We start from the raw sequence: 20730 nt of genomic DNA, 5'->3' as shown, positions 1-20730 counted from the left end.
TCTATGTGTTTTCATCGTTTATTTTTCGGTCGTCGTTACCCTTCGTTCTCGTCCGCTCAGTATAACGTTTGCCGAATGTGGCATTGGAAGTAGAATATCGTCGGCAAATCGACGTCTTCGTCAAAACTTATTTGGTGTTCGGGAGGACAATGATCGAGAAGGACACACATGGGAAATGAGCACAGTGTTGATGGTGGCGAATCGCCTGTCCGTCGGGCAATACGGACCGTCCGCCGGAATCAGTGGACCGGACTGGTGGTGAACATCACACCGAGTGCGTTCTGGTTAACAGTGTTTTTCCTGATCCCGCTGGGCGTGATGTTCTACTACAGCTTCGGCCAGCGCGGCGCGTTCGGGGAGGTGCTGTTGGGCCCGGGCAACGTCGGTCTCCAGCAGTACAAGCTCTTCTTCGTGCCACAGGACGCGTCGATTCTGCAGGCGATCTGGTGGACGATCTCCTGGATGGTCGACAGCGTGGTTCCCTTCGAACTCGGTCTCGCTGCTGGGGAACCGACGCCGTACGTCCAACTCACGATCAAGAGCATCGCGTACGGGCTCGTGACGACGCTCGTGTCGCTCGCCATCGGCTATCCAACGGCATACTACATCGCACACGTCGCACCTGCTCGTTACCAGAGCCTGCTGCTCGTGCTCGTCATCCTGCCGTTCTGGGCGTCGTACCTGGTTCGCGTGTACGCGATCCAGATCCTTCTGGCACGAAACAGTATCCTGATGAACGCACTCGGGGTCCTGCCGTTTTTCGAGGCGGGACAGTCGCTGATGAACACGCGGTTTGCGGTGCTGCTCGGGTTGACCTACATATGGATTCCGTTCATGATCCTGCCGGTCTACGCCAGCATCGAGCAGATCGATTTCACCCTCAAGGAAGCGGCTATGGACCTCGGTGCCGACCGTTTCGAGGCGTTTCGGCGCGTGATCTTCCCACTGTCGATGCCCGGCGTCGTCGCGGGGAGCATCCTCGTGTTCATCCCGACGACCGGCGCGTACGTCATCCCCGAACTGCTCGGTGGCACACAAAGTCAGATGATCGGGAACTTCATCGCCAACCAGTTCGGTTCCGCCGGAAACTGGCCGCTCGGATCCGCTGGATCGTTCATACTCATGGGGATCATGCTCGCCGCGATTGCGATCTACCAGCGGTACGGGGAGGGTGATCTGGCGTGAGTCTCGCTGACGGCCCATCGTTCCTACAGCGCGTGCGTCGGGCGCGCTCTCGCGTCTTTGAGTACGGCACTGTCGCGCTCGCTTTCCAGGCGTTGCTCGTCTACCTGTTCCTGTACGTTCCGATCGCCGTCGTCATCGCGCTCTCGTTCAACGACTCCCGACACGCCGTCGTCTGGCAAGGGCTCACGACCGAGTGGTACGAGGCCCTGCTCGCCGGCGAAACCATCGCGCGAGTCAATCCCGACGCCGCGTTCCAGTCGCTCGTGTACTCGATCGAGATCGCCGCCGTGACGGTTCTGGTCAGCGCCGTCTTCGGAACGATGCTCGCGTTCGCGCTAGATCGGTACGACTTCCCCGGCAAGGGGCTGTTCGTCGGACTCGTCTACATGCCGATCATCATCCCGAGCATCGTGATGGGGATCTCGTTACTGCTGTTCTTCAACATCGTCGGCATGACCCTGGGGATCCAGACGGCGATGATCGCCCACATCGCGTTCGGGATCAGCTTCGTCGCCGTCGTCGTCGCCGCCAGACTCCAGTCGTTCGACCAGACGCTCGAGGAGGCCGCGATGGACCTCGGCGCGAACGAACTGGAAACGTTCCGATACGTGACGTTCCCGGTGATCAAACCGGGCGTGATCGCCGGCTCGTTGCTCGCGTTCGCGATGAGCTTCGACGACTTCGTCGTCACGTTCTTCGTCATCGGTCGGGATAACACGCTTCCGATCTTCTTCTTCTCGATGGTCAGGCAGGGAATCTCGCCGGGCGTGAACGTTATCGCGTCGCTCATTCTCATCGTGACGCTACTCGTCGTTGCACTCGCACAGTGGATCGAAGGGCCAGTCTGGTAACATAAATAATTTCGGTATATCTCCAGTTATCCATAATCCTTATTACGTAGACCTGCTTTTGACGAAAAGAATAAGGTTGATTGGTATGAACACGCACGACATGCATCAGGACAGACGAACCGTTCTCAAGTCGGCCGGCGAGCTCGCAGCAGTCGGACTCACTGGCCTCGCCGGCTGTCTCGGCGGCGACAGTGACGGGAACAATACTAGCAGTGCAGACATCGACATCGACAATCCCGAAGACAGCCTCAACATCTTCCAGTGGGGAGATTACTGGCCGGACGGCTTCGTGCAGACGTTCGAGGAGGAGTACGACGTCGACGTCAACGTCTCGAACTTCGCGTCGAACGAGGAGATGTTCAACAGCCTGCAGGCGGGTGGGACCGACCAGTACGACCTCATCTTCCCGAGTGACTACATGGTCAACATCCTCCACGAGCAGGACATGATCCAGCCCCTCGATCTCGACGCGCTGTCGAACTTCGATAATCTTTCGGAGAGGTTCCAGGATGCCCCGTACGATCCTGGCTCGGAGCGATACTCCGCCCCCTATCAGTGGGGAACCACCGGAATCGGATGGAACGAGAACATGATCGGCGAGGTCGAAATCGACTCCTGGGACGCACTCTGGAACGACGATTGGGCGGGCCAGATGACGATGCTCAACGACATGCGCGAGACAATGGGCGTCGCGCTCAAACGGCTCGGATACTCGTTGAACACCACCGACGAGGACGAGATCCAGGAGGCCAAAGAAATACTCATCCAGCAGAAAGACCTCCTTCGCGCGTACGACTCGACGAACTTCGATACGAACCTCATCAACGAGCAGAACAGTCCCCTTCACGGCTGGTCCGGTGAGATCTTCATCGCCTACTGGGAGACGTACGACGAGGACGAGGACTACTCCCCAGTCAACTACGTCATCCCCTCCGAAGGTGGCGTCGTCTGGATCGATACGGCTGCCGTGACCGCAGAGGCGCGTCACCCGAACGCCGCACACGCGTTCATCAACTACTTCCTCGACGCCGAAAACGGCGCCGAGGTCACGAACTACACGTACTACGGCAGTCCGAACGAAGCTGCAGGAGAGTACATCTACGACGAGATCCTCGAGGACGAGTCGATCTACCCGGACGACGAAACGATGGAGAAACTCGAGTTCATCGAGAACATCGGACAGGCGACGCAAACGTACGACCAGGCCTGGACCGAGATCCAGAACGCGTGAACGAATGAGCCAGTACGACGTTCAACTGTCGAACATCACGAAGCGATTCGGCGACGTCGTCGCCGTCGACGACCTCTCGTTAGAGATCGAGCAGGGCGAGTTTCTCACGCTGCTCGGGCCCAGCGGCTGTGGCAAGACGACGACGTTGCGCTGTATCGCGGGATTCGAGACGCCGACGGAAGGCGACGTCCACATACGAGACCAGCGCGTCAACACCGTGCCGCCGTTCGAACGCGACACGAGCATGGTCTTCCAGTCGTACGCGCTCTTTCCGCACATGACCGTCGGCGAAAACGTCGCCTTCGGGCTCGAGCGCCAGGGGCTACCGGACTCCCACGCGACCGACGGCGGGACGGTCACTCGATCGGGCGGGCTGCGCGAGGCCCTCGGCGGGCTGATCGATCGTCACGGCCGCGAGGAGATCGACGCACGTGTCGCGAACGTGCTCGAGCTCGTCGAGATGCCCGGCTACGAAGACAGGGCGATCAGCGAGCTCTCGGGCGGCCAGCAACAGCGGGTCGCGCTCGCGAGAGCGATCGTGACCGAGCCGGCCGTGTTGTTGCTCGACGAACCGCTCGGTGCCCTCGACCTCAAACTGCGAAAGAGCATGCAAGTCGAGTTGAAGAACCTCCAGGAAGACCTCGGCGTCACGTTCGTGTACGTCACGCACGACCAGGAGGAGGCGCTGACGATGAGCGACCAGATTGCGGTGATGAACGACGGTCAGATCGAGCAACTCGGCACCGCGACCGAAATCTACGAACAGCCCGAGACGGAGTTCGTCGCGGACTTCATCGGCGAGACGAACCTCGTCCGCGGTAGCTACCGCGAAACCGACGACAGTGCGGTGATCGCGACCGACGGTCTCGAGTTCGCCGTCTCCCGCGACACCGAAGCCACCGACGCGGACGACGCATCGTTCGCGATCCGGCCGGAGAAGATTCGTCTCGGTGCCGACGCCCAAGGGCAGGACAACGAATTCCAGGGTGAGGTCGTCGACGAGATCTACAAGGGGAACCTCGGAAAGTTCGTCGTCCGCCTCGAGAACGGCCACCAGCTAACGGTCGACATGCAGATCCGCGACCAGGGCGTGTACCGATCGACGGGGGAGACGATCCGCGTCGGCTGGTCTCGCGAGAACGCAGTCGTCCTCACCCGGTAGGGCGCGCTCGAGGATTCTGGACTGAAGCGAGTGGCTGGCGAAGATATTTCATTGTACATGTCCAGATATCGACTTATTTTCGGATAGGTATATGTTCGTGGAGGCCAACGCTCGAGACGACATGTCACGGAGCCCGATCAGGCGAGCGAGGAACAGGAACTTCGATACCTCCTCCGGGTGAACCTCACCGATCGAACCGTCGAAACTGAGACCGTCCCGGAGTCGTATCGCGACCGGTTCATCTCCGGCAAAGGGCTGGGGCGGCGTTGCTCCTCGACGAACTCGAGCCCGGGACGGACCCGTTGGGTCCCGAGAACCGGCTGTGTTTCATGCTCGGCCCGCTGACCGGCTTCGCGCCAGGAACTTCGAGGTACGCCGTGGTGACGAAGTCGCCGCTGACGGGCGCGTTCGTCGACTCCTACTCCGGCGGGCACTTCCCGACGATGTTGCGGTGGGCGCTGCCGGACCACCTCGGTATCGTCTTCGAAGGGAAAGCCGACGAGCCAGTCTCCCTCCACGTGACCGACGACGGGGTGACGATCGAAGACGCCACCGACCTGTGGGGCCTCGACACGAAGGAGACGGCCGAGCGATTCGAGGGCAACAAAACGAAGACGGCTGCGATCGGGCCCGCAGGCGAGAACCTGGTACGATACGCGACGATCTCGAGCGACGAAGGGACTCACCACGCCGGACGGGGCGGCGTCGGTGCCGTCATGGGGAGCAAGAACCTGAAGGCGGTCGTCGCCACCGCGGGTGGACCGCCGGAGGCCCCCGACGTCCGCGACCTGCGAGTCGAGCACACGCAGCGACTCGGGACGAGCGAGGAGGTGAGCTGGGCGCGAAACGGCGGCACGCAGCTCGTCGTCGACTGGACCCAGGAGATCGGCGCGCTGCCGACGCACAACTGGACGCGCGGCCGGATCGAGGACGCCGACGACCTCAACATCGAGGCGTTCTCGTCGGGCCACGTCGACACCGACTCCTGTTACAGCTGTCCGGTCGCCTGTGGTCACGTCACCGACTTCTCCGAGTCGGACGTCGACGGCGCCTTCGAGGACGCGAGCGTCGACTGGGGGCCGGAGTACGAGACGATCGGTCTGATGGGCGCGAACACCGACATCACCGACGTCACCGCCGTGACGGAACTCGCGACCCGCGCGGACACGCTCGGAATGGACACGATCTCGCTCGGCAACGCCCTCTCGTGGGTGATGGAGTGCGTCGAAGCGGGACTCCTCGAGTACGACATCGACTGGGGCGACGCAGAGGCGGCCGCCCGCCTGATCGAGGAGATCGCCCACCGGGAGGGGATCGGCGACGCGCTCGCCGAAGGAACTGCCGTCGCCGCCGAACGGCTCTGTGACGGCGATCAGCGCGCTCGAGAGGCAGCCGTCGAGGTCAAGGGGATGGAACTCCCGGCGTACGAGCCGCGCGCGTCGTTCGGGATGGCGCTCGCGTACGCGACCTCCGACCGGGGCGCGTGTCACCAGCGCGCCTGGCCGATCGGCTCCGACGCGATGGGCGGCGAGCGCGATCCGTACGACACCGCAGGCCACGCCGCGGTCGTGGTCGACGAGCAAGACGAGCGCGCGCTCACCTACAGCATGGTGACCTGCGACTTCACCGCCTACAACTACGATCGGGTCGCCGAGTGGCTGAACGCGCTCGGTTACGACGTCGACGCGGCGGAACTCGAGACCGTCGGCGAGCGCGCCTGGAACCTCGCCCGGCTATTCAACGTGCGCGAGGGATTCGATCGATCGGACGACGAACTCCCCGAGCGGATGAAACGGCCGCTAGAACGGGGCGGTCCGGCCGACGGCAATCAGATTACCGAGGAGGCGTTCGAGACGATGCTGACGGAGTACTACGAGCTGCGCGGGTGGACGAACGACGGCGAACCGACGCCGGAGACGCTCGAGCGACTCGACCTCGCCGAATTCGGTTCAGCCTGACTCCACGAAGTATATTGGCTATATCGGATTGTATCTCGGACATTTTACGATTTGATTGGGAAAATTCAGAAAAACTTTTCCACCCTCGCTCCATTTGGTAGATCGACACACGCATGCGACAGTTATACATTGACGGTGAGTGGGTCGACGCGGATTCCTCGAAGGGGATCGACGTCGAGTCCCCGGTCGACGGGTCGGTGATCGATACCGTCCCGGCAGCGTCCGAGCAGGACGTCCGCGAGGCGGTCGCGGCCGCGCGGCGCGCCCAGCGGGAACTCGAGGAGATGACGGCCTTCGAGCGCGCGGCGGTGCTCGACGAGGTCACCGAGTACTTCGAGGAACACGAAGACGAGATCGCAGAGGGCATCACGTACGAGGAAGGCAAGCCGCTACACGAGTCCTACGAGGAGACCGAGTACGTCATCTCCTCGAGCGACGACTACGGCCACGACGCGATTCGCCTGTTCGGCGACGTCGTCCCCTCCGAGCACCGGGGTCGGTTTGCCTACACCCAGCGCGAGCCCTACGGCCCGTGTGCGGTGATCAGTCCGTGGAACTTCCCTCTCGAGGTACCCGGCGGGAGCATCTACTCGGCCATCGCGACGGCCAACCCGGTCGTGTTCAAGCCGGCCGAGGAGACGCCGCTTACGGCCTACCACATCGCGAAGGCGTTCGACCAGTCGAGTCTCCCCGACGGTGCGTTCAACCTGATCACCGGCGCGGGCGAGACGGGACAGGCGCTCGTCGAACACCAGGACGTTCGACTGATCGCGTTCACCGGGAGTACCGAGGTCGGACAGGGGATCGCGAAGACCGCGGCCGACCGGAACGCACAGTGTCTGCTCGAGATGGGTGGCAAGGACCCGATTCTCGTCCTCGACGACGCGGACGTCGACCACGCCGCAGAGAGCATCGTCGGGGGGTCGAACTGGAACGCCGGCCAGGTCTGCTGTGGGACCGAACGCGTCATCGCGACCGAGGACGTCCACGACGAACTGGTCGACGCGGTCGTCGAGAAGACCGAACAACTCGCCCTCGGCGATCCCTTCGAGGAGGGAACGGACGTCGGGCCGATGGTCTCGGAACGCATCCAGGCGAAGGCAGTCGAACACGTCGACGACGCGGTCGATCGGGGTGCGACGCTCGAGACCGGCGGCGACACCGACGGCCTGTTCTACGAACCCGCGGTCGTCGACGACGTCTCCGAGGAGATGGCGATCGCCCGCGAGGAGACGTTCGGTCCCGTGACGCCGATCATCCGCGCCGAGAGCTACGACGAGGCGATCGAGATCGCCAACCGCTCGCGGTACGGCCTCCAGGCTGCGGTCTTCACCGACTCGCTAGAGCGCGCACACGACGCTACGAACCGCCTGAAGGCAGGCGGGGTCTTCGTCAACGAGACGAACAACTACTGGGAGCGACTGCTCCCGTTTGGCGGCTACGGCGACTCGGGATCGGGCGGGCGCTACGGCAGCAAGTGGCACCTCGAGGCGATGACGCAGGTGAAAGCGGTCATGATGAACTATAAAGATTACTAACATGAAGGTAACTGCACTCGGTGGCTGCGGCGCGATGGGCCGGGCCACCTCACGGGAACTGGCGGAGAACGAGACGGTCGAAGAACTGCTGATCGCGGACGCGGACCTCGAGGCTGCAGAGGCGTTCGCCGAGGACCTGCGCGACGGCGAGTACACGGGCACGATCACGACGGCGAAAGTCGACGTGACCGATCACGAGGCGCTCGTCGCTGCGATCGAAGACGGCGAGGTCGTCGCCAACGCCCTCCCGTACGCGTTCAACGTCGACGTGATGGAAGCCTGTCTCGAGGCTGCCTGTCACTACCTCGACCTCGGCGGCCTCTACCACAAGACCCAGGACCAACTCGAGTTGGACGAGGCGTTCGACGAGGCAGGACTGACGGCCGTCCTCGGCATCGGCGCGAGTCCGGGGTTGACGAACGTCGCGGCCGCGTGGGGCGGCCAGCGGCTCGACTCGGTCGCGGAGATTCACATCCGCACCGGCGCAAAGGGCGGCGGCGAGGGGTTCGCCTACTCCGCGAAGACGATCCTCGACGAGTTGACGATGGAGCCGGTCGTCTACGAGGACGGCGAGTTCGAGACGCTAGAACCGCTCTCGGGCCGCGAAACGTACGAGATGCCCGATCCCGTCGGCGAGGTCGAGGGCTTTCACAGCATCCACTCCGAACTCGCGACGATGCCGGAGACGTTCGAGGGCGTCGACACCGTCGACTTCCGGGTGGCGTTCTCGCCCGATCTGGTGAACATCTGTGACGTCCTCATCGGACTGAACCTCACCAGCGAGGAGGATGTCGAGTTCAAGAGCGTCGAGACGACGCCGCGGGAGTTCCTCGACTGGCACCTCGATCGCCAGCCGAAGCCGGGTGCCGTCGAGGAGTGGAAATCCTTCCGCGTCGACGTCCACGGCACCGAGGACGGCGAGCCAGCACACTACCGCTACACCGTCGTCGTCGAGTCCCGACTCGACGACTGGGGGCTGAAGGCCACGGCCGTCTGGACCGGCGTCCCGATGGGCGTCGCGGCCGCGATGGTCGGCGACGGCGAGGCGCTCGAGACGGGTGCGAAGCCGCCCGAGGAAGTGCTCGACCCCGAGGCGTTCGTCGCCGAACTCCGCAAGCGAGATATCGCGATCGAAGAGGAGCACATTGAGCCATGAGCGACGAGCAAGCGACGTCGACCCTCGAGCGGCCCGTCCGAAACTACGTCGGCGGCGAGTGGGTGGAGCCGTCCGGCGACGACCGTCAGACCGTCGTCGATTCGACGACCGGCGAACGCATCGCCGAGACGCCGTTCAGTTCCGACGCCGACGTCGACCGGGCCGTCGAGACGACACAGGCGGCGTTCGAGGAGTGGCGACACCGCCCGATCGAAGAGCGCGTCCAGCCGCTGTTCGAGTTCAAGGACCTGCTCGAGGAACGGATCGACGAGCTGGCGTCGGTGATCGTCGCCGAGCACGGCAAGACGATCGACGAGGCCCGCGGCGAGTTGCGTCGGGGCATCGAGAACGTCGAAGTCGCCTGCGGCGCGCCGACGCTGATGCAGGCAGGGTCGATCCAGCACGCCGCGCCGGGCATCGACGAGCGTGCGATCCGTCACCCGCTGGGCGTGTTCACCGCGATCACGCCCTTCAACTTCCCGGGCATGATCCCCCTGTGGTTTCTCCCCTACGCGGTCGCGACCGGGAACGCGTTCGTCCTCAAGCCCAGCGAGAAGACGCCGCTGACGGCCCGGGCGTTGATCGAGACCCTCGCCGAGACCTCCCTTCCGGAAGGCGTCGTCTCGCTGGTCAACGGCGGCCCCAGGACGGTAACTCAGTTACTCGAGCACGAGGACGTCGTCGGCGCCTCGTTCGTCGGCAGCACGCCGGTCGCAAAGACCATCTACGAGACCGCAGCAGAGAACGGCAAGCGCGTCCAGGCGCAGGGCGGGGCGAAGAACCACGTCGTCGTCTCGGACTCGGCGAACCTCGAGTACGCCGCCGAGAAGACGATCAGTTCCGCGTTCGCTAACTCGGGTCAGCGCTGTCTCGCCAATCCGATCGCCATCGTCCACGAGGACGTCTACGACGAGTTCGCCGAGCGGATCGTCGACCGGGCGGCCGCACTCGAGGTCGGTCCCGGCGGCAATCCGACCACCGAGATGGGGCCGCTCGTCTCTGAAGAGCGGGTCGAGACCGTCCGAGAGTACGTCGAAGCGGGCGTCGACGAGGGTGCATCACTCCTGCTCGATGGGCGCGAGGCCGACGTGCCGAACGACGGGTTCTACCTCGGTCCGACGATCTTCGGCGACGTCACACGGGAGATGTCGATCGCCCGCGAAGAGATCTTCGGCCCCGTCCTCGGACTCGTCCGCGCCGAGAGCTTCGAGGACGCCCTCGAGACGGTCAACGCGAGCCGGTACGGCAACGCCGCGAGCCTGTTCACCGAGCGCGGCCGAGAGGCACGCGAGTTCCGGCTCCACGTCGAGGCCGGCAACGTCGGCGTCAACGTCGGCACGGCTGCGCCGATGGCATTCTTCCACTTTGGCGGCCAGAAGGACTCCTTCTTCGGCGACCTCCACGCCCAGGCCGAGGACGTGATCCGCTTTTACACCGACGAGACGGTGTACATCGAACGGTGGCCTGACGCGGAGTAGTCGCCGTTCAGTGCGGTGACGCCTTCACAGGCGGTACGAGGCGGATGCCACGGGGCCTGACCCCGAGGCGGTTGACCGCCGTTCACCGCCCGTTAGGGAGGTCACGGATCGTCGAGGCGAAAGCCGTGGCTTTCGCCGTCCCTAGAACGTGGATCGTCATTCGTCTCTCGTCACTGGATGCTCGGCGACGAAGCCACTCGAGCCCGAGCGCACCGCCAACGAGGCTCGCGCCCCCAGTAAAGCTGGGGACGTCGTCGGCATCGCCCTCGCTGGAGTTAGCACTCCCGCTGGTGTCGTTGGACTCAATGGCCCTACCCTGGCCCCCTGTTCGTCACCAGCGTCGTCGGTGTCGTTCGAGTCGTTCCCGGGATCGGCATCGGTTTCGTTTTGCTTCGGACTCGAGTTGCTAGCGGATTCTCGATCGTCCTGCTCACTGGTGTCGGTATCGTTCCCGCTGGTGTCGTCGGCGTCGCCATCGGAATCGTCGTCGGTCTCGTTATCGTCGTCGATCGTGTCTTGTCGCGCGGGTCGAATGGCGACGAGGCCCCTCGTTCTGTGCTGGACATAGAGGGCGGTTTCACCGACGGTGAAGGAGGACGACAGACGGCCGGCATCGACGATGTCGTCGGAGATCGACCACTTCGGGATGCCGTCGTGAAGGTCAAACTCGATAATTTGACCGAGATCGCGGCCGTAGGGCCGATTGGCCTGCACGAAGACGATAACCGACTCGCCGGCGATCTGCGGATCGGAGAAGGCGTCGACCCCGCCAGGGCGTTTCGACCAGCCGTTCCCTCCAAAGCCATACCGCCCGGCGGTGATCGTGACGTCACCCGTACTGGCGGGATTGCCGCCTTCGTAGATCCCCGGAACGTCCTGGTGCTTTCGTCCGGACTGAGCGTCAGGTCCGGGGTATCGTAGCGGGCGTAGATCTTCTCGTCGGTCACGACGGTCGGCCCCCAGTAGGTGGTCCCTCGATCCACAGCCGTCCAGTGCGTGTCGCCAGAGCGAGCATCGAGTACCGTGACGGCCTCGAATCGCTCCCCGGTCGTTATCGCGTAGAGGCGTTCGTCCGCGACCGCGACGTCGATCTGTTTAAACGAACACTCCTCTGTGTCGTCGTTCCACGGCCACCATCCGCGGTCTTCCACCTCCACGTCGACAGTCGCTCGCTTCCACTCGACGTCGCCGTCGTCGGTTCGCAGATAGACGCAGCCGTCGACGGCAGCGAGATCACCGGTTTCCCCGTACGTCCAGGCGACGGCCTCCGGCTCGGGAAACCGGTCGGTCGCGACGTACGCGGCGTTCCCGCGAGACGACGACCAGCCCGCTGGCTCGTCGACCGGTTTCGTATTCTCAGCCCCTCGCTCTTCGCCTGCTCCCACAGCTGCGACGAGCCCTCCCCGCGGCGAGCCCTATGCCACTCGAGACGATCGATCGCCTGTACCACCTTTCCATACGCACACGATCGACTTCCAGGGATATTCCTACGACCAGATTAACTCCGTTGCACCACCGTTGCATCTACAAAACCAGATCACGTGGCGGCGATGGGCAGAATCGATGCCTGCACGGCTCACCGCACCACCGGCCACAGCGCGGTACCGATAGGTCACTCCGCCCGAGTCGTCCACTGCCCGTGCGTTGCGTCGTCGCAAGGTTTCTCGACCTCGAGGTGCACCGAGACGTGTTCCACGAGCTAGTTTTCTGCCTGTTTTCGAACGGACAGCCACAGTGTGAGTGTCCAGATGAACTGAGGAGACGTGACCGCCGTTCTCGTGATGTTGGTTAAAGCGAACATACTTGGAATGAGCGGTCAGAAATATCTTCGATAGTTCAGAATCCGGTCGGCTATTCTTCGATTTCTTAAGAGAAACGGGCAAAAATGAGGCTGCGATAGTCTACCTATGGAAGCCGCGCTCGTCGACGGAATTCTCGAGTCGATGCGGATTGGAGTCGGCTTTCTCTGGACCGCTGCCTGGGCGATTATCATGGGACTCGTCATCACGAGTCTCGTCCAGGTCTACGTCTCCAAAGAGCGGATGGCACGGGTCCTCGGTGAGGGAGACGTCAGTGGGGTCGCGAAAGCGACGCTGTTCGGCGCCGCCAGTAGCGGGTGTAGCTTTGGCGCTGTCGCGATCGGGAAGGGGCTGTTCAAGAAGGGCGCACACGTCGTGAACGTCCTCGCGTTCATGTTCGCCTCGACGAACCTGATCGTCGAACTGGGGCTGATGATCCTGATCCTGCTCGGCTGGGAGTTTCTGGTCGCCGAACTGTTCGGTGGGATCATCCTCATCGCCGTGATGGCGCTCATCGTCCACCTGACGCTCCCGGAGACTCTCTTCGACGAGGTCCGGGAGGAACTGAGCCAGCGCGATCACGACCAGGGCATCACCGAAGATCCAACCTGTGGAATGGAGGGGAAAGACGAGTACTCGCTCGTGACCGACGGCGGTGAAACGCTGAAGTTCTGTTCTGCGGGCTGTCTCGAGACCTACGAGCAAGCGGTCTCGGGAAGCGGCAGCTGGCGGGACGAACTCCTGTCGTGGGGGGGCTGGTACAAGCTCGGGAACCAGTATCGCAAGGAGTGGTCGATGATCTGGAAGGACGTCGTCGCTGGCTTTCTCATCTCGGGTTTCGTCATCGTGTTCGTCCCGCAGCGCGTGTGGAACACGCTCTTCCTCCAGGGTGACGGACTGCTCGTGAGCGCGGAGAACGCGGTCATGGGCGTGGCGATCGCGGTCATCAGCTTCGTGGGGAGTATCGGCAACGTCCCGTTCGCCGTCGCGTTGTGGGGCGGCGGGGTGAGCTTTGCGGGCGTCATCGCGTTCGTCTACGCCGATCTCATCACGATCCCGGTCCTGAACGTCTACCGGAAGTACTACGGCTGGACCGTGATGCTGTACATCCTCGGCGTCTTCTTCGTGACGATGGCCTTCACTGGCTTTCTCATGGAGCAGTTGTTCTCCGTCCTCGACATCGTCCCGAACCTCGCTGGCGGGCAGACCGCGACCGAACAAACGTATTTCGAACGAGACTACCGGTTCTACCTCAACCTGATCGCGTTCGCCCTCTCGGGATTCCTCCTCTACGTCTACCGACGGGGACTCGGTGCGCCCGGACAGTATCGCGACCCAGTCTGCGGGATGCGGGCCGACGAGAGCGGTCCGAGTGCCACCCACGACGGCGAGACGTACTACTTCTGCTCGAACCAGTGCAAGCGCTCGTTCGAGAAGAACCCGACCGCGTTCTCGCACGCACACCCGCAGGTTTCGGGAGTCAACTCCTCCCAGAACCACGAGCACCACTGAGAGGCACGAACCTCGCCTCATCGAGGCGAGAATCACTCCATTCCCGCTCTCGACTACTCCGATTGCGGGCTGGTCCCGCCTGGGGCACCGCCACACGGCGGATTTCCTTATCGGTGGGCTCGGACGGATGCGTGTCGGGGCAGGGACACATCCTCGCCCCCGATTCTGGGGCTGCCTGACTGTCAGCCCGTCTACACCGACGCTTGTGGCCGACGAGACCAGCTCGAGCGAACCGGATGAGTTCCGCCACGGCTCGAGCACCCCTCTCTCGACGCCTCCCTTGGAATCGAAAATTTGGGTCAGTCTTAGCGCAGGATTGTGAAGGGAAATGGCGTTAAAAAGCAAGACCGTAGCGTAGAATGTGATCGACGTCATCCTCTTCACGCAGGAGACGTGCGGGGCGTGCGCAACACAGCGGGAGAAAAACGACGGCCTCGAGGACGAGTATCCGGACGTCGAGTTCCGGGAGGTCGACATTCAGACCGATCTGGAAACGGCCGCGGAGTACGGCGTCCGGAAGACGCCCACGACGCTCGTCGACATCGTCCGCGAATAACGAACGGAGACCGACACCAGATCCATGACAGATCACAGTAGACGACAGTTCCTGCGAGCGCTCGGAGCGAGTGCAGTCGCGAGCACGGGACTCACACAGTCAGCGACCGCACAGGAGACGCCCGTCGTCGAGATGGGCAACAACTACTTCGATCCGATCGGCCTGTACGTCGAGCCTGGAGCCACCGTTCGCTTCGAGATCGAAGCTGGGTCGCACTCGGCGACGGCTTATCCAGACCGCATCCCATCGGACGCTACTGCCTTCGATAGCGGCACGATCTCGGAAGGAAGCTTCGAGCAGACGTTCGAGACGCCGGGCACGTACGACTACTACTGTATCCCACACGAGTCGGTCGGGATGGTCGGTCGAATCGTCGTCGATAGCCCCGGTGGTCCAGCCGAAGAGAGCCCGATCCCGTACGGGGACGTACCCGAAAGCGAGACGATCGTCGACCAGGGGACCGCCGGCGTCAGTGAAGGCTCCACCGGCGACGGGGATACCGGTGGTGGAATGATGGGGTCTGGGAGAGGACCAGGAATGATGAACGGACGGAACGGAGGCTGGGGTAGTGGTCTCCCATTCGTCGGCAGTGCACTCGGAGTTCTCGGCGTGATCGGTGGAGTGCTCTACTGGGCGCGCCACCGCAAAGACACTCGGTCAGAGAACACCGATTCGGCGATGACGACTCTTCGACGCCAGTACGCACGCGGCGAGATCGACGAGGACGAGTTCCAGCGGCGCCGTGAACGGTTGCAAGATCGCGAGAACGGGTGAACGATAGCCAGACCGGCTTCCAGAAGCACGTTCCCCAGAGTACTGAGAGATCGCGGTCGAATCGAGTCGTTCGAGCAGTCCGAGATCCGACGCGCCGGTCTCGAGTCGAGTCTACCTGACGGCGGTGACGGGCACTGACGCACGGCGGATTACGGTTTCGGCGACCGAACCCAGGAGTATTCGAGAGATGCCCGACCGTCCGTGACTCCCGATCACGATGATCTCGCTGTCGTGTGTATCGGCGTACTCGACGATTTTGTCTGCGGACTTGCCGACCTCCGTCGCCGTCGACACCTCGAGGTCGTGTTCGGCGGCGATCTCCTCGGCCTCGGCGAGCAGTTCTGCCGACCGGTCGTGGGCCCGCTCCTGAAGCGTCTCGTCACCGACCAGCGCTTTCGCGCCGTAGCTCTCTTCGACGTAGTCGATGACGTGGAGGACCGTAATCGACGCGTCCGGGTAGACGTCGAGCGCGTGTTCGAGTGCCTTCGTCGAGAGAGGTGTGCCATCGAACGCCACGAGAACCCTGTCGATCGAAGCCATACCGTCACTTCGGCACACCGGATTAAATAGGACCGCGGTGCCGGTCACAGGACGACTGGCAGGAAGACGATTACCGTCGGAACGACGACCAGTGAGAGGAAAAAGGCGGCGAGATACCGGTGATCGTTAGTGAGTTGGCGGTGGATCGTTTCGATCGACCGAAAGTACGGCGAAAACGCCCACAGTATGCCGACCGTTATGACTGTCCCAATTGCAAGCAGTGACAGCGTGATCGTCGCTCCCTCGGGAGTGTCCAGGAGCACGGCGATGACGACCGTATCGAAGAGCGTCCCGATGTTCGCCCCGAGAACGTAGGGAACGATCTCCCGCCGTTTGACGTACTCGCGGTTATAGAGCGGTACGATCACGCCCAGTGAGAACGCGACGCTGGTCGTGAGACCGGTGATGAGGATCCCCAGTCCGAGGGAGGTCCACTTGTGCTGGAACCGACTGAAGAAGTGCTTGCGAAGCCACTCGGTGTCGACCCGCTCGAGGACCCAGTCGAAGAGGGTGAGACTGGTGAACAACACGAGAATGGCGACGGCCAGCCCCAGACCCACGCCTGTGGCGTCGACGATGGCCTGCGTAATCGGTTCGAAGACCGCCAACGGATGCGTGGCGAGCTCGAACCGGCCGGTCACACCCTCGAGTAGCGTCTGGAGTGACGGTAACAGGAGATACCCCAAAATGGTTGCCGGCAGGTAGACCGTGTGGGTCAACAGGAACGTCAGTACGCCCAGCTCGGTGGCCTCGCCGATCGAGTAGCGCCGTTTCTGGAAGTAATCGAGGCCCCCGATCAGGAGGACGATCGCGGCCGCCCCGAGACGCGACCCCGCGATCATCAGAAACAGCTGCTGGGCCGTGACGATTCCCGCCTTGAATAGCGACACGGAGAGTGCGGCCACCACAGACCCGTTGGTGAGCACGTACGTCGCGATCCAGCTCACCCCCAGGGCGGATCCACCCCCGGCGACGTATCGCCTGAAGAGTCGCTCGAGCGAGCCCGCTGCAGACTCCGTCGACGTCCCTAGCAACTGGACTGCAAACAGAAACAACAGCAGCGAAACGACGATTCCGATCAATAACGGGCCGGACGTCCGACTCCACTCGAGCAGGTCGTCTCCGACGTCTGTCTCCACGGCCTGCTGTCTCCACGGCTTCATAATGACTGAATGACCATTCACCATCACCGTCCACGCCGGGACTTATTATCCCTCGTTCGGCAATCCTCGACTTTCAGCGCGGGAAGACTGTCAGGACGTCTCTGTTCTCGCATGCACTCGGATCGGTCTCCGAGGGGAGTGTTAGCTATCGAGGGGGGATTCCACCCTACTCGAGCGGGCGTCCGTATCGGCCACGCGAGGCGACTTCCTCGAGCGGTCTGCGGTCTTTGACCCCCTCGACGTCGTGTGTCGGATAGCCAAAGCCAGCGACGAGCGTGAGGTCAACGTCGTCGGGGATCTCGAGGAACTCCTTCACGGCGGGTCGGTCGACCGTGTAGATGCGCGAACCGACGCCGTCTTCCCAGGCCGCGAGTTGCATGTGCGTGACCGCCCGGCCGGCGTCGAGTTCGTTGAAGTCGTACTGGGGATCGGTACAGACGACGACCGCGAAGTCCGCGTCTGCGACCCATCCGCCCGTCGGGCTCAGCTCCCCCAACCGACCGACGTCCTCCGGGTCGTCCACGAGAACGAACTGCCAGTGTTGAAGGTTTCGCCCGCTGGGCGCGAGTCGTCCGGCGTCCAGTACTTTTTGCTTCACCGTCTCGTCGACCCGTCGATCGTCGAACTCCTTGATCTCGAGTCGCGTCTCGATCGCCTCGAAGACGTCCATGTCCAAACCCATTCGGTCTGTGCTATTATAGCGCATGGGCAGGGGACAGCGGGATGGCGAGCGCGACCGGAGTCAGTCTTTTCCACCGAGTCGGCCAGAACGGGAGTCCACGCCATACTCCACTGCTGCGTCGTCGTGTGGGCTCACAGTATCCGCTGCTCGATGAGCCGTTCGATGCCGTCGACGTCCATCGTCATGACTTTCGTCACGATGTTCTCGTCTGTCGGCGATTCGAGGCGGACGAACGCCGGCGGCACGTCGAGCCGAATTAGCGGCGGGTACGGTTCGTCTGCAGGGCTGACCCCATCCGGGAGATCGCCGATAGGGTTGCCTCGAGCGTCGATCGTCCGATGGAGGAACGCACCGTCGTCGAGTTCCCAGAGTGCGCCGGCGCGGAGCTGACATCGGACCACTCGGGGTCAAGTGATTCGAGACGCCGCAGGCGTCTCGTAACGGCTATCGAGCGGTGCTGCTACAGGTTCGATTCGTCGTCGAGAATCCACTTTCCGCTGGGATCTCTACTGAAGGTAGCAGTACTGCTGGGATAGCGAACTGTGGCGGTCGCACCGTCCTCGAGTCGGTCCTCGGGGATCGCTTTCCGAAGGAAGAGGTGTACCTTCTCATCGGGGGAACTCCCCTGTGTGTGTGTTACCAGCGGATGAACTTCGTCACCGGTGTAGTCGAACTCGAGTGAGGTCTCGTCAGGTGGCCGTCGTTCGAAGTTGTCGAATACCCATTCGACGGCGTGTCGGGTCTGCAGTGACTGGTATGCGGGGACGGTCTGTTCCGGCGTGTGCCACCCCTCCGTGTTCTCGAACGTATCGAAGACGATCTCGACGGGGTCGACGGCATCGTAGAGGGTCGAAAGCGCCGCCGCGAGTCGCGACTGGTCGATCTTTGCCAGTGGTGTGGCTTCGGGGAGATAGAACTTCTCCTCGTCGCCATCGAGCCAGTGGTCCGAATGCCCTTCGATACGAATTATCTCGGTCTGTGACGGTCTCATAACGTCGTGTTGCTGAATAGTGATCTCGAGGGGGGTAGAAACGTCACTCGATGGTGTTACCCGTTTTTCAGCGTCGGAGAGATCACCTTCTCCGCCAAAATAATGGATCCCATCTGAGAGCGTGATTCGCACGCTACCCGTGAATTCGAGCCGGGCAAGACGTGGGGCAGAAGTAGACTCTGCAATCTGTCGAATCGAGTCAATGATCTCGACGGACGAAATACCCGTGTTATCATGGAGTTTCTTCCCGTGAGACTCGTCTTCATCAGCACTGGAAACGACGTACTCGACGGCTGTTGGGTAGAGCAGGGGCTCGAAAGCGTCGATCGTCTCAGTGACCGTCTGTAGGCCACGTTCAAACTGCTGTTCGGAGTTCAGGTCCTCGAGCGGTGTCTCGAACCGCAGCCGGAAGAGACGTTCATCGTACGTGATGTAGTCGTAGTCTTTAGTTGGCATTGTTCACAGGCGGTCGAGGCGGATGCCCCGAGGCTTGACCTCGGGGAGGAAGCCGACACTTGGGAATCAACCCACGCAGCAAAGACAACCCCGACTCCCAACGCAATACGAATCTTTATGAGACAATTTTCCTACATGTGAAGTAGATGGTGGACGACGCTCCGCGCCGCACGGTCATCGTCAAACTCGACGTGCCTAGCGACCGTGAGGACGACCTCCACCAGACGAAAAACCAGTTCCTCGACTGTGCGAATCAGACAAGTGACTGGGCGTGGCGTTACGACGATTACTGTATCACGTCGAAAGCCAAAGCCGAGAAAGCACTCTACGACGACCTGAAAGCAGAACACGACCTAACAGCCAACCTCGTCCAGAAAGGCATTCGCCGTGCCATCGAAGCCGTTGATGCAGGCGTCGAGAAGTTGAAGAAAGGTGAGAAGACGAGTCAACCCGTTTTCGAGTCGTGGAGCATAGTGTACGACAAACGCTCCGCGACGTTCAATGCTGACCACGCGACACTCTCCACGGTCAACGGCAGAGTCAAAGCTGACTACGTGTTGCCACCTGAAGACGAGCGGGATGAGACACCGTTCGGTCGCTACTATGAGAGCGACGAGTGGGATGCCTCAAGTGCTACACTTCAATATGATGAACACAGCGAGGAATGTTACCTGCACGTTACGCTGAAGAACCCCGACTACGAGGGTGACGGAACGGAACGGAACGCCAAGAAGCCAGTCACGATGATGATGGTGCCGAGAACGGAGTGGTTCTCGGTGTTGACCTGAACGTGACTGGCGCGTTCGCCGTCACCAGCACGGGCAAATTCATCGGCAGTGCGGACTACCTCACCCACAAACGCGACCAGTACGAACAACGCCGCGCCAAACTGCAACAAACGGGTACTCGCTCCGCGCACCTCACGATTCAATCCATCGGCAGCAAGTTCAGTGATTGGTCGTTGGACTGGCTCCACAATCGGGCGAACGACCTCATCGCGGAAGCCCAGAGAGCGGATGTGGACGGAATCATTTTCGAGAACCTCGACCACATCCGCGAGAACATCGCCAACGGCAGTAAGTTCCAGCAGTGGGCCTACGCGAAATTCGTGGAACTCGTGGAGTACAAAGTTGAATCCACGGCGTTGTTCGTGGATACTGTGAATCCTGCGTACACGTCGCAGCGTTGCTCTTGCTGTGGGTTTACCCACGAGAATAACCGCGACGACAAACAGTTCGAGTGCGTGGATTGTGGGTATGAGGTGAACGCGGATTACAACGCGGCGAAGAACATCGCTGTGCGGTATTGCGGGTATATCCATCGCGGGCAGAAGTCTCGCGGTGGATGGGCCACCAGTCAACTGACCCTCAAGTCAGGGACGCTGAACGTGAACGGTGATTACACACCTGCCGAGTTACTCGGGTAGAACGGGAGTCCACTGGCAAGCCTCGGGGTCGTTCGGAAGATCTTCGATCTTCCGTGATGACGAGACGCCGGAGGCGTCTCGAACCACTTGACCCCGAGGCAGTTGACCTCTTCGTAGTGTTCGCTGAGATCGAATTCACCGCCGTCAATGACGTTGCCGTCGGTATCGACGATTCTTACGGTCATATCCGGGTTATCGAAGCCCGATATATCCACCGGGAGATCGTCGGTGACATCTTCCCCGCCGTTTGCGAGAAGGTGGTCACACGAGGA

The 20730-nt window shown here is 62.1% G+C and carries 18 protein-coding genes and 1 pseudogene; 12 read left to right on the top strand and 7 right to left on the bottom strand.

Annotation, left to right across the window (positions count from 1 at the left end):
* The first annotated feature begins 168 nt into the window (after window positions 1-168).
* The 8 genes from MU558_RS20625 (at window position 169) to MU558_RS20590 (ending at window position 10559) form a co-directional block, all read left to right on the top strand.
* Entirely contained in the window at window positions 169-1185 is a 1017-nt protein-coding gene (locus tag MU558_RS20625) for an ABC transporter permease (protein WP_246975114.1), read from the top strand.
* Window positions 1182-2036 carry an ABC transporter permease gene (locus MU558_RS20620; protein WP_246975112.1) on the top strand — a complete coding sequence of 285 codons (855 nt, stop codon included), beginning with the start codon at window positions 1182-1184 and terminating at the stop codon, window positions 2034-2036. The genes MU558_RS20625 and MU558_RS20620 overlap by 4 nt, the downstream gene beginning before the upstream one ends.
* A 100-nt stretch (window positions 2037-2136) precedes the next feature.
* Window positions 2137-3267 (top strand): polyamine ABC transporter substrate-binding protein, encoded by a 1131-nt coding sequence (locus MU558_RS20615; RefSeq protein ID WP_246975110.1) that lies wholly within the window; start codon window positions 2137-2139, stop codon window positions 3265-3267.
* Window positions 3268-3271: 4 nt separating this feature from the next.
* The gene (locus MU558_RS20610) at window positions 3272-4429 is read left to right on the top strand and encodes an ABC transporter ATP-binding protein (RefSeq protein WP_246976631.1); all 1158 of its coding nucleotides are present in this window, start codon (window positions 3272-3274) and stop codon (window positions 4427-4429) included.
* 266 nt (window positions 4430-4695) lie between these two features.
* The gene (locus tag MU558_RS20605; RefSeq protein WP_322987062.1) at window positions 4696-6387 is read left to right on the top strand and encodes an aldehyde ferredoxin oxidoreductase family protein; all 1692 of its coding nucleotides are present in this window, start codon (window positions 4696-4698) and stop codon (window positions 6385-6387) included.
* A gap of 113 nt (window positions 6388-6500) precedes the next feature.
* The gene (locus tag MU558_RS20600; protein WP_246976628.1) at window positions 6501-7925 is read left to right on the top strand and encodes an aldehyde dehydrogenase family protein; all 1425 of its coding nucleotides are present in this window, start codon (window positions 6501-6503) and stop codon (window positions 7923-7925) included.
* Between the two features lies 1 nt (window position 7926).
* Complete coding sequence (locus MU558_RS20595; RefSeq protein WP_246976625.1) at window positions 7927-9081, top strand: saccharopine dehydrogenase family protein; 1155 nt, start codon at window positions 7927-7929, stop codon at window positions 9079-9081.
* A complete protein-coding gene (locus tag MU558_RS20590; RefSeq protein WP_246976622.1) occupies window positions 9078-10559 on the top strand; it encodes a CoA-acylating methylmalonate-semialdehyde dehydrogenase in 1482 nt (493 codons plus the stop codon). The genes MU558_RS20595 and MU558_RS20590 overlap by 4 nt, the downstream gene beginning before the upstream one ends.
* Window positions 10560-10715: 156 nt before the next feature.
* Here MU558_RS20590 and MU558_RS20585 read toward each other — a convergent pair whose 3' ends face one another.
* Window positions 10716-11273, bottom strand: coding sequence for a hypothetical protein (locus MU558_RS20585; protein WP_246976619.1), 558 nt, complete (start codon window positions 11271-11273; stop codon window positions 10716-10718).
* Window positions 11274-12466: 1193 nt separating this feature from the next.
* On the opposite strand from MU558_RS20585, the gene MU558_RS20580 reads away from it, so the two are divergent.
* The 3 genes from MU558_RS20580 (at window position 12467) to MU558_RS20570 (ending at window position 15200) form a co-directional block, all read left to right on the top strand.
* Window positions 12467-13870 (top strand): permease, encoded by a 1404-nt coding sequence (locus MU558_RS20580; protein WP_246976616.1) that lies wholly within the window; start codon window positions 12467-12469, stop codon window positions 13868-13870.
* A 361-nt stretch (window positions 13871-14231) separates the two neighbouring features.
* The gene (locus MU558_RS20575) at window positions 14232-14426 is read left to right on the top strand and encodes a thioredoxin family protein (RefSeq protein ID WP_246976613.1); all 195 of its coding nucleotides are present in this window, start codon (window positions 14232-14234) and stop codon (window positions 14424-14426) included.
* A gap of 24 nt (window positions 14427-14450) precedes the next feature.
* Window positions 14451-15200, top strand: a complete 750-nt coding sequence (locus MU558_RS20570; protein WP_246976610.1) for a plastocyanin/azurin family copper-binding protein — start codon at window positions 14451-14453, stop codon at window positions 15198-15200.
* Between the two features lie 111 nt (window positions 15201-15311).
* Here MU558_RS20570 and MU558_RS20565 read toward each other — a convergent pair whose 3' ends face one another.
* The 5 genes from MU558_RS20565 to MU558_RS20545 form a co-directional block, all read right to left on the bottom strand.
* Entirely contained in the window at window positions 15312-15740 is a 429-nt protein-coding gene (locus tag MU558_RS20565) for a universal stress protein (protein WP_246976607.1), read from the bottom strand.
* 44 nt (window positions 15741-15784) lie between these two features.
* Window positions 15785-16879 carry a Na/Pi cotransporter family protein gene (locus MU558_RS20560; protein WP_246976604.1) on the bottom strand — a complete coding sequence of 365 codons (1095 nt, stop codon included), beginning with the start codon at window positions 16877-16879 and terminating at the stop codon, window positions 15785-15787.
* 190 nt (window positions 16880-17069) lie between these two features.
* Complete coding sequence (locus MU558_RS20555; RefSeq protein WP_246976601.1) at window positions 17070-17573, bottom strand: nitroreductase family protein; 504 nt, start codon at window positions 17571-17573, stop codon at window positions 17070-17072.
* Between the two features lie 143 nt (window positions 17574-17716).
* Complete coding sequence (locus tag MU558_RS20550; protein WP_246976598.1) at window positions 17717-17986, bottom strand: hypothetical protein; 270 nt, start codon at window positions 17984-17986, stop codon at window positions 17717-17719.
* 59 nt (window positions 17987-18045) lie between these two features.
* On the bottom strand, window positions 18046-18576 hold the full coding sequence (locus MU558_RS20545; protein WP_246976595.1) for a hypothetical protein: 531 nt from the start codon (window positions 18574-18576) through the stop codon (window positions 18046-18048).
* 605 nt (window positions 18577-19181) lie between these two features.
* Between MU558_RS20545 and MU558_RS23460 the strand changes: the two are divergent.
* Window positions 19182-20458, top strand: a pseudogene (locus MU558_RS23460) (RNA-guided endonuclease InsQ/TnpB family protein).
* Here MU558_RS23460 and MU558_RS20530 read toward each other — a convergent pair.
* A complete protein-coding gene (locus MU558_RS20530) occupies window positions 20431-20643 on the bottom strand; it encodes a hypothetical protein (protein WP_246976587.1) in 213 nt (70 codons plus the stop codon). The pseudogene MU558_RS23460 and the gene MU558_RS20530 overlap by 28 nt on opposite strands.
* Window positions 20644-20730: the final 87 nt, after the last annotated feature.

Source organism: Natribaculum luteum (assembly GCF_023008545.1).
Lineage (GTDB): Archaea > Halobacteriota > Halobacteria > Halobacteriales > Natrialbaceae > Natribaculum > Natribaculum luteum.
The sequence above is the reverse complement of the archived record's forward strand: the minus strand, read 5'-3'. Positions and strand labels throughout refer to the sequence as shown.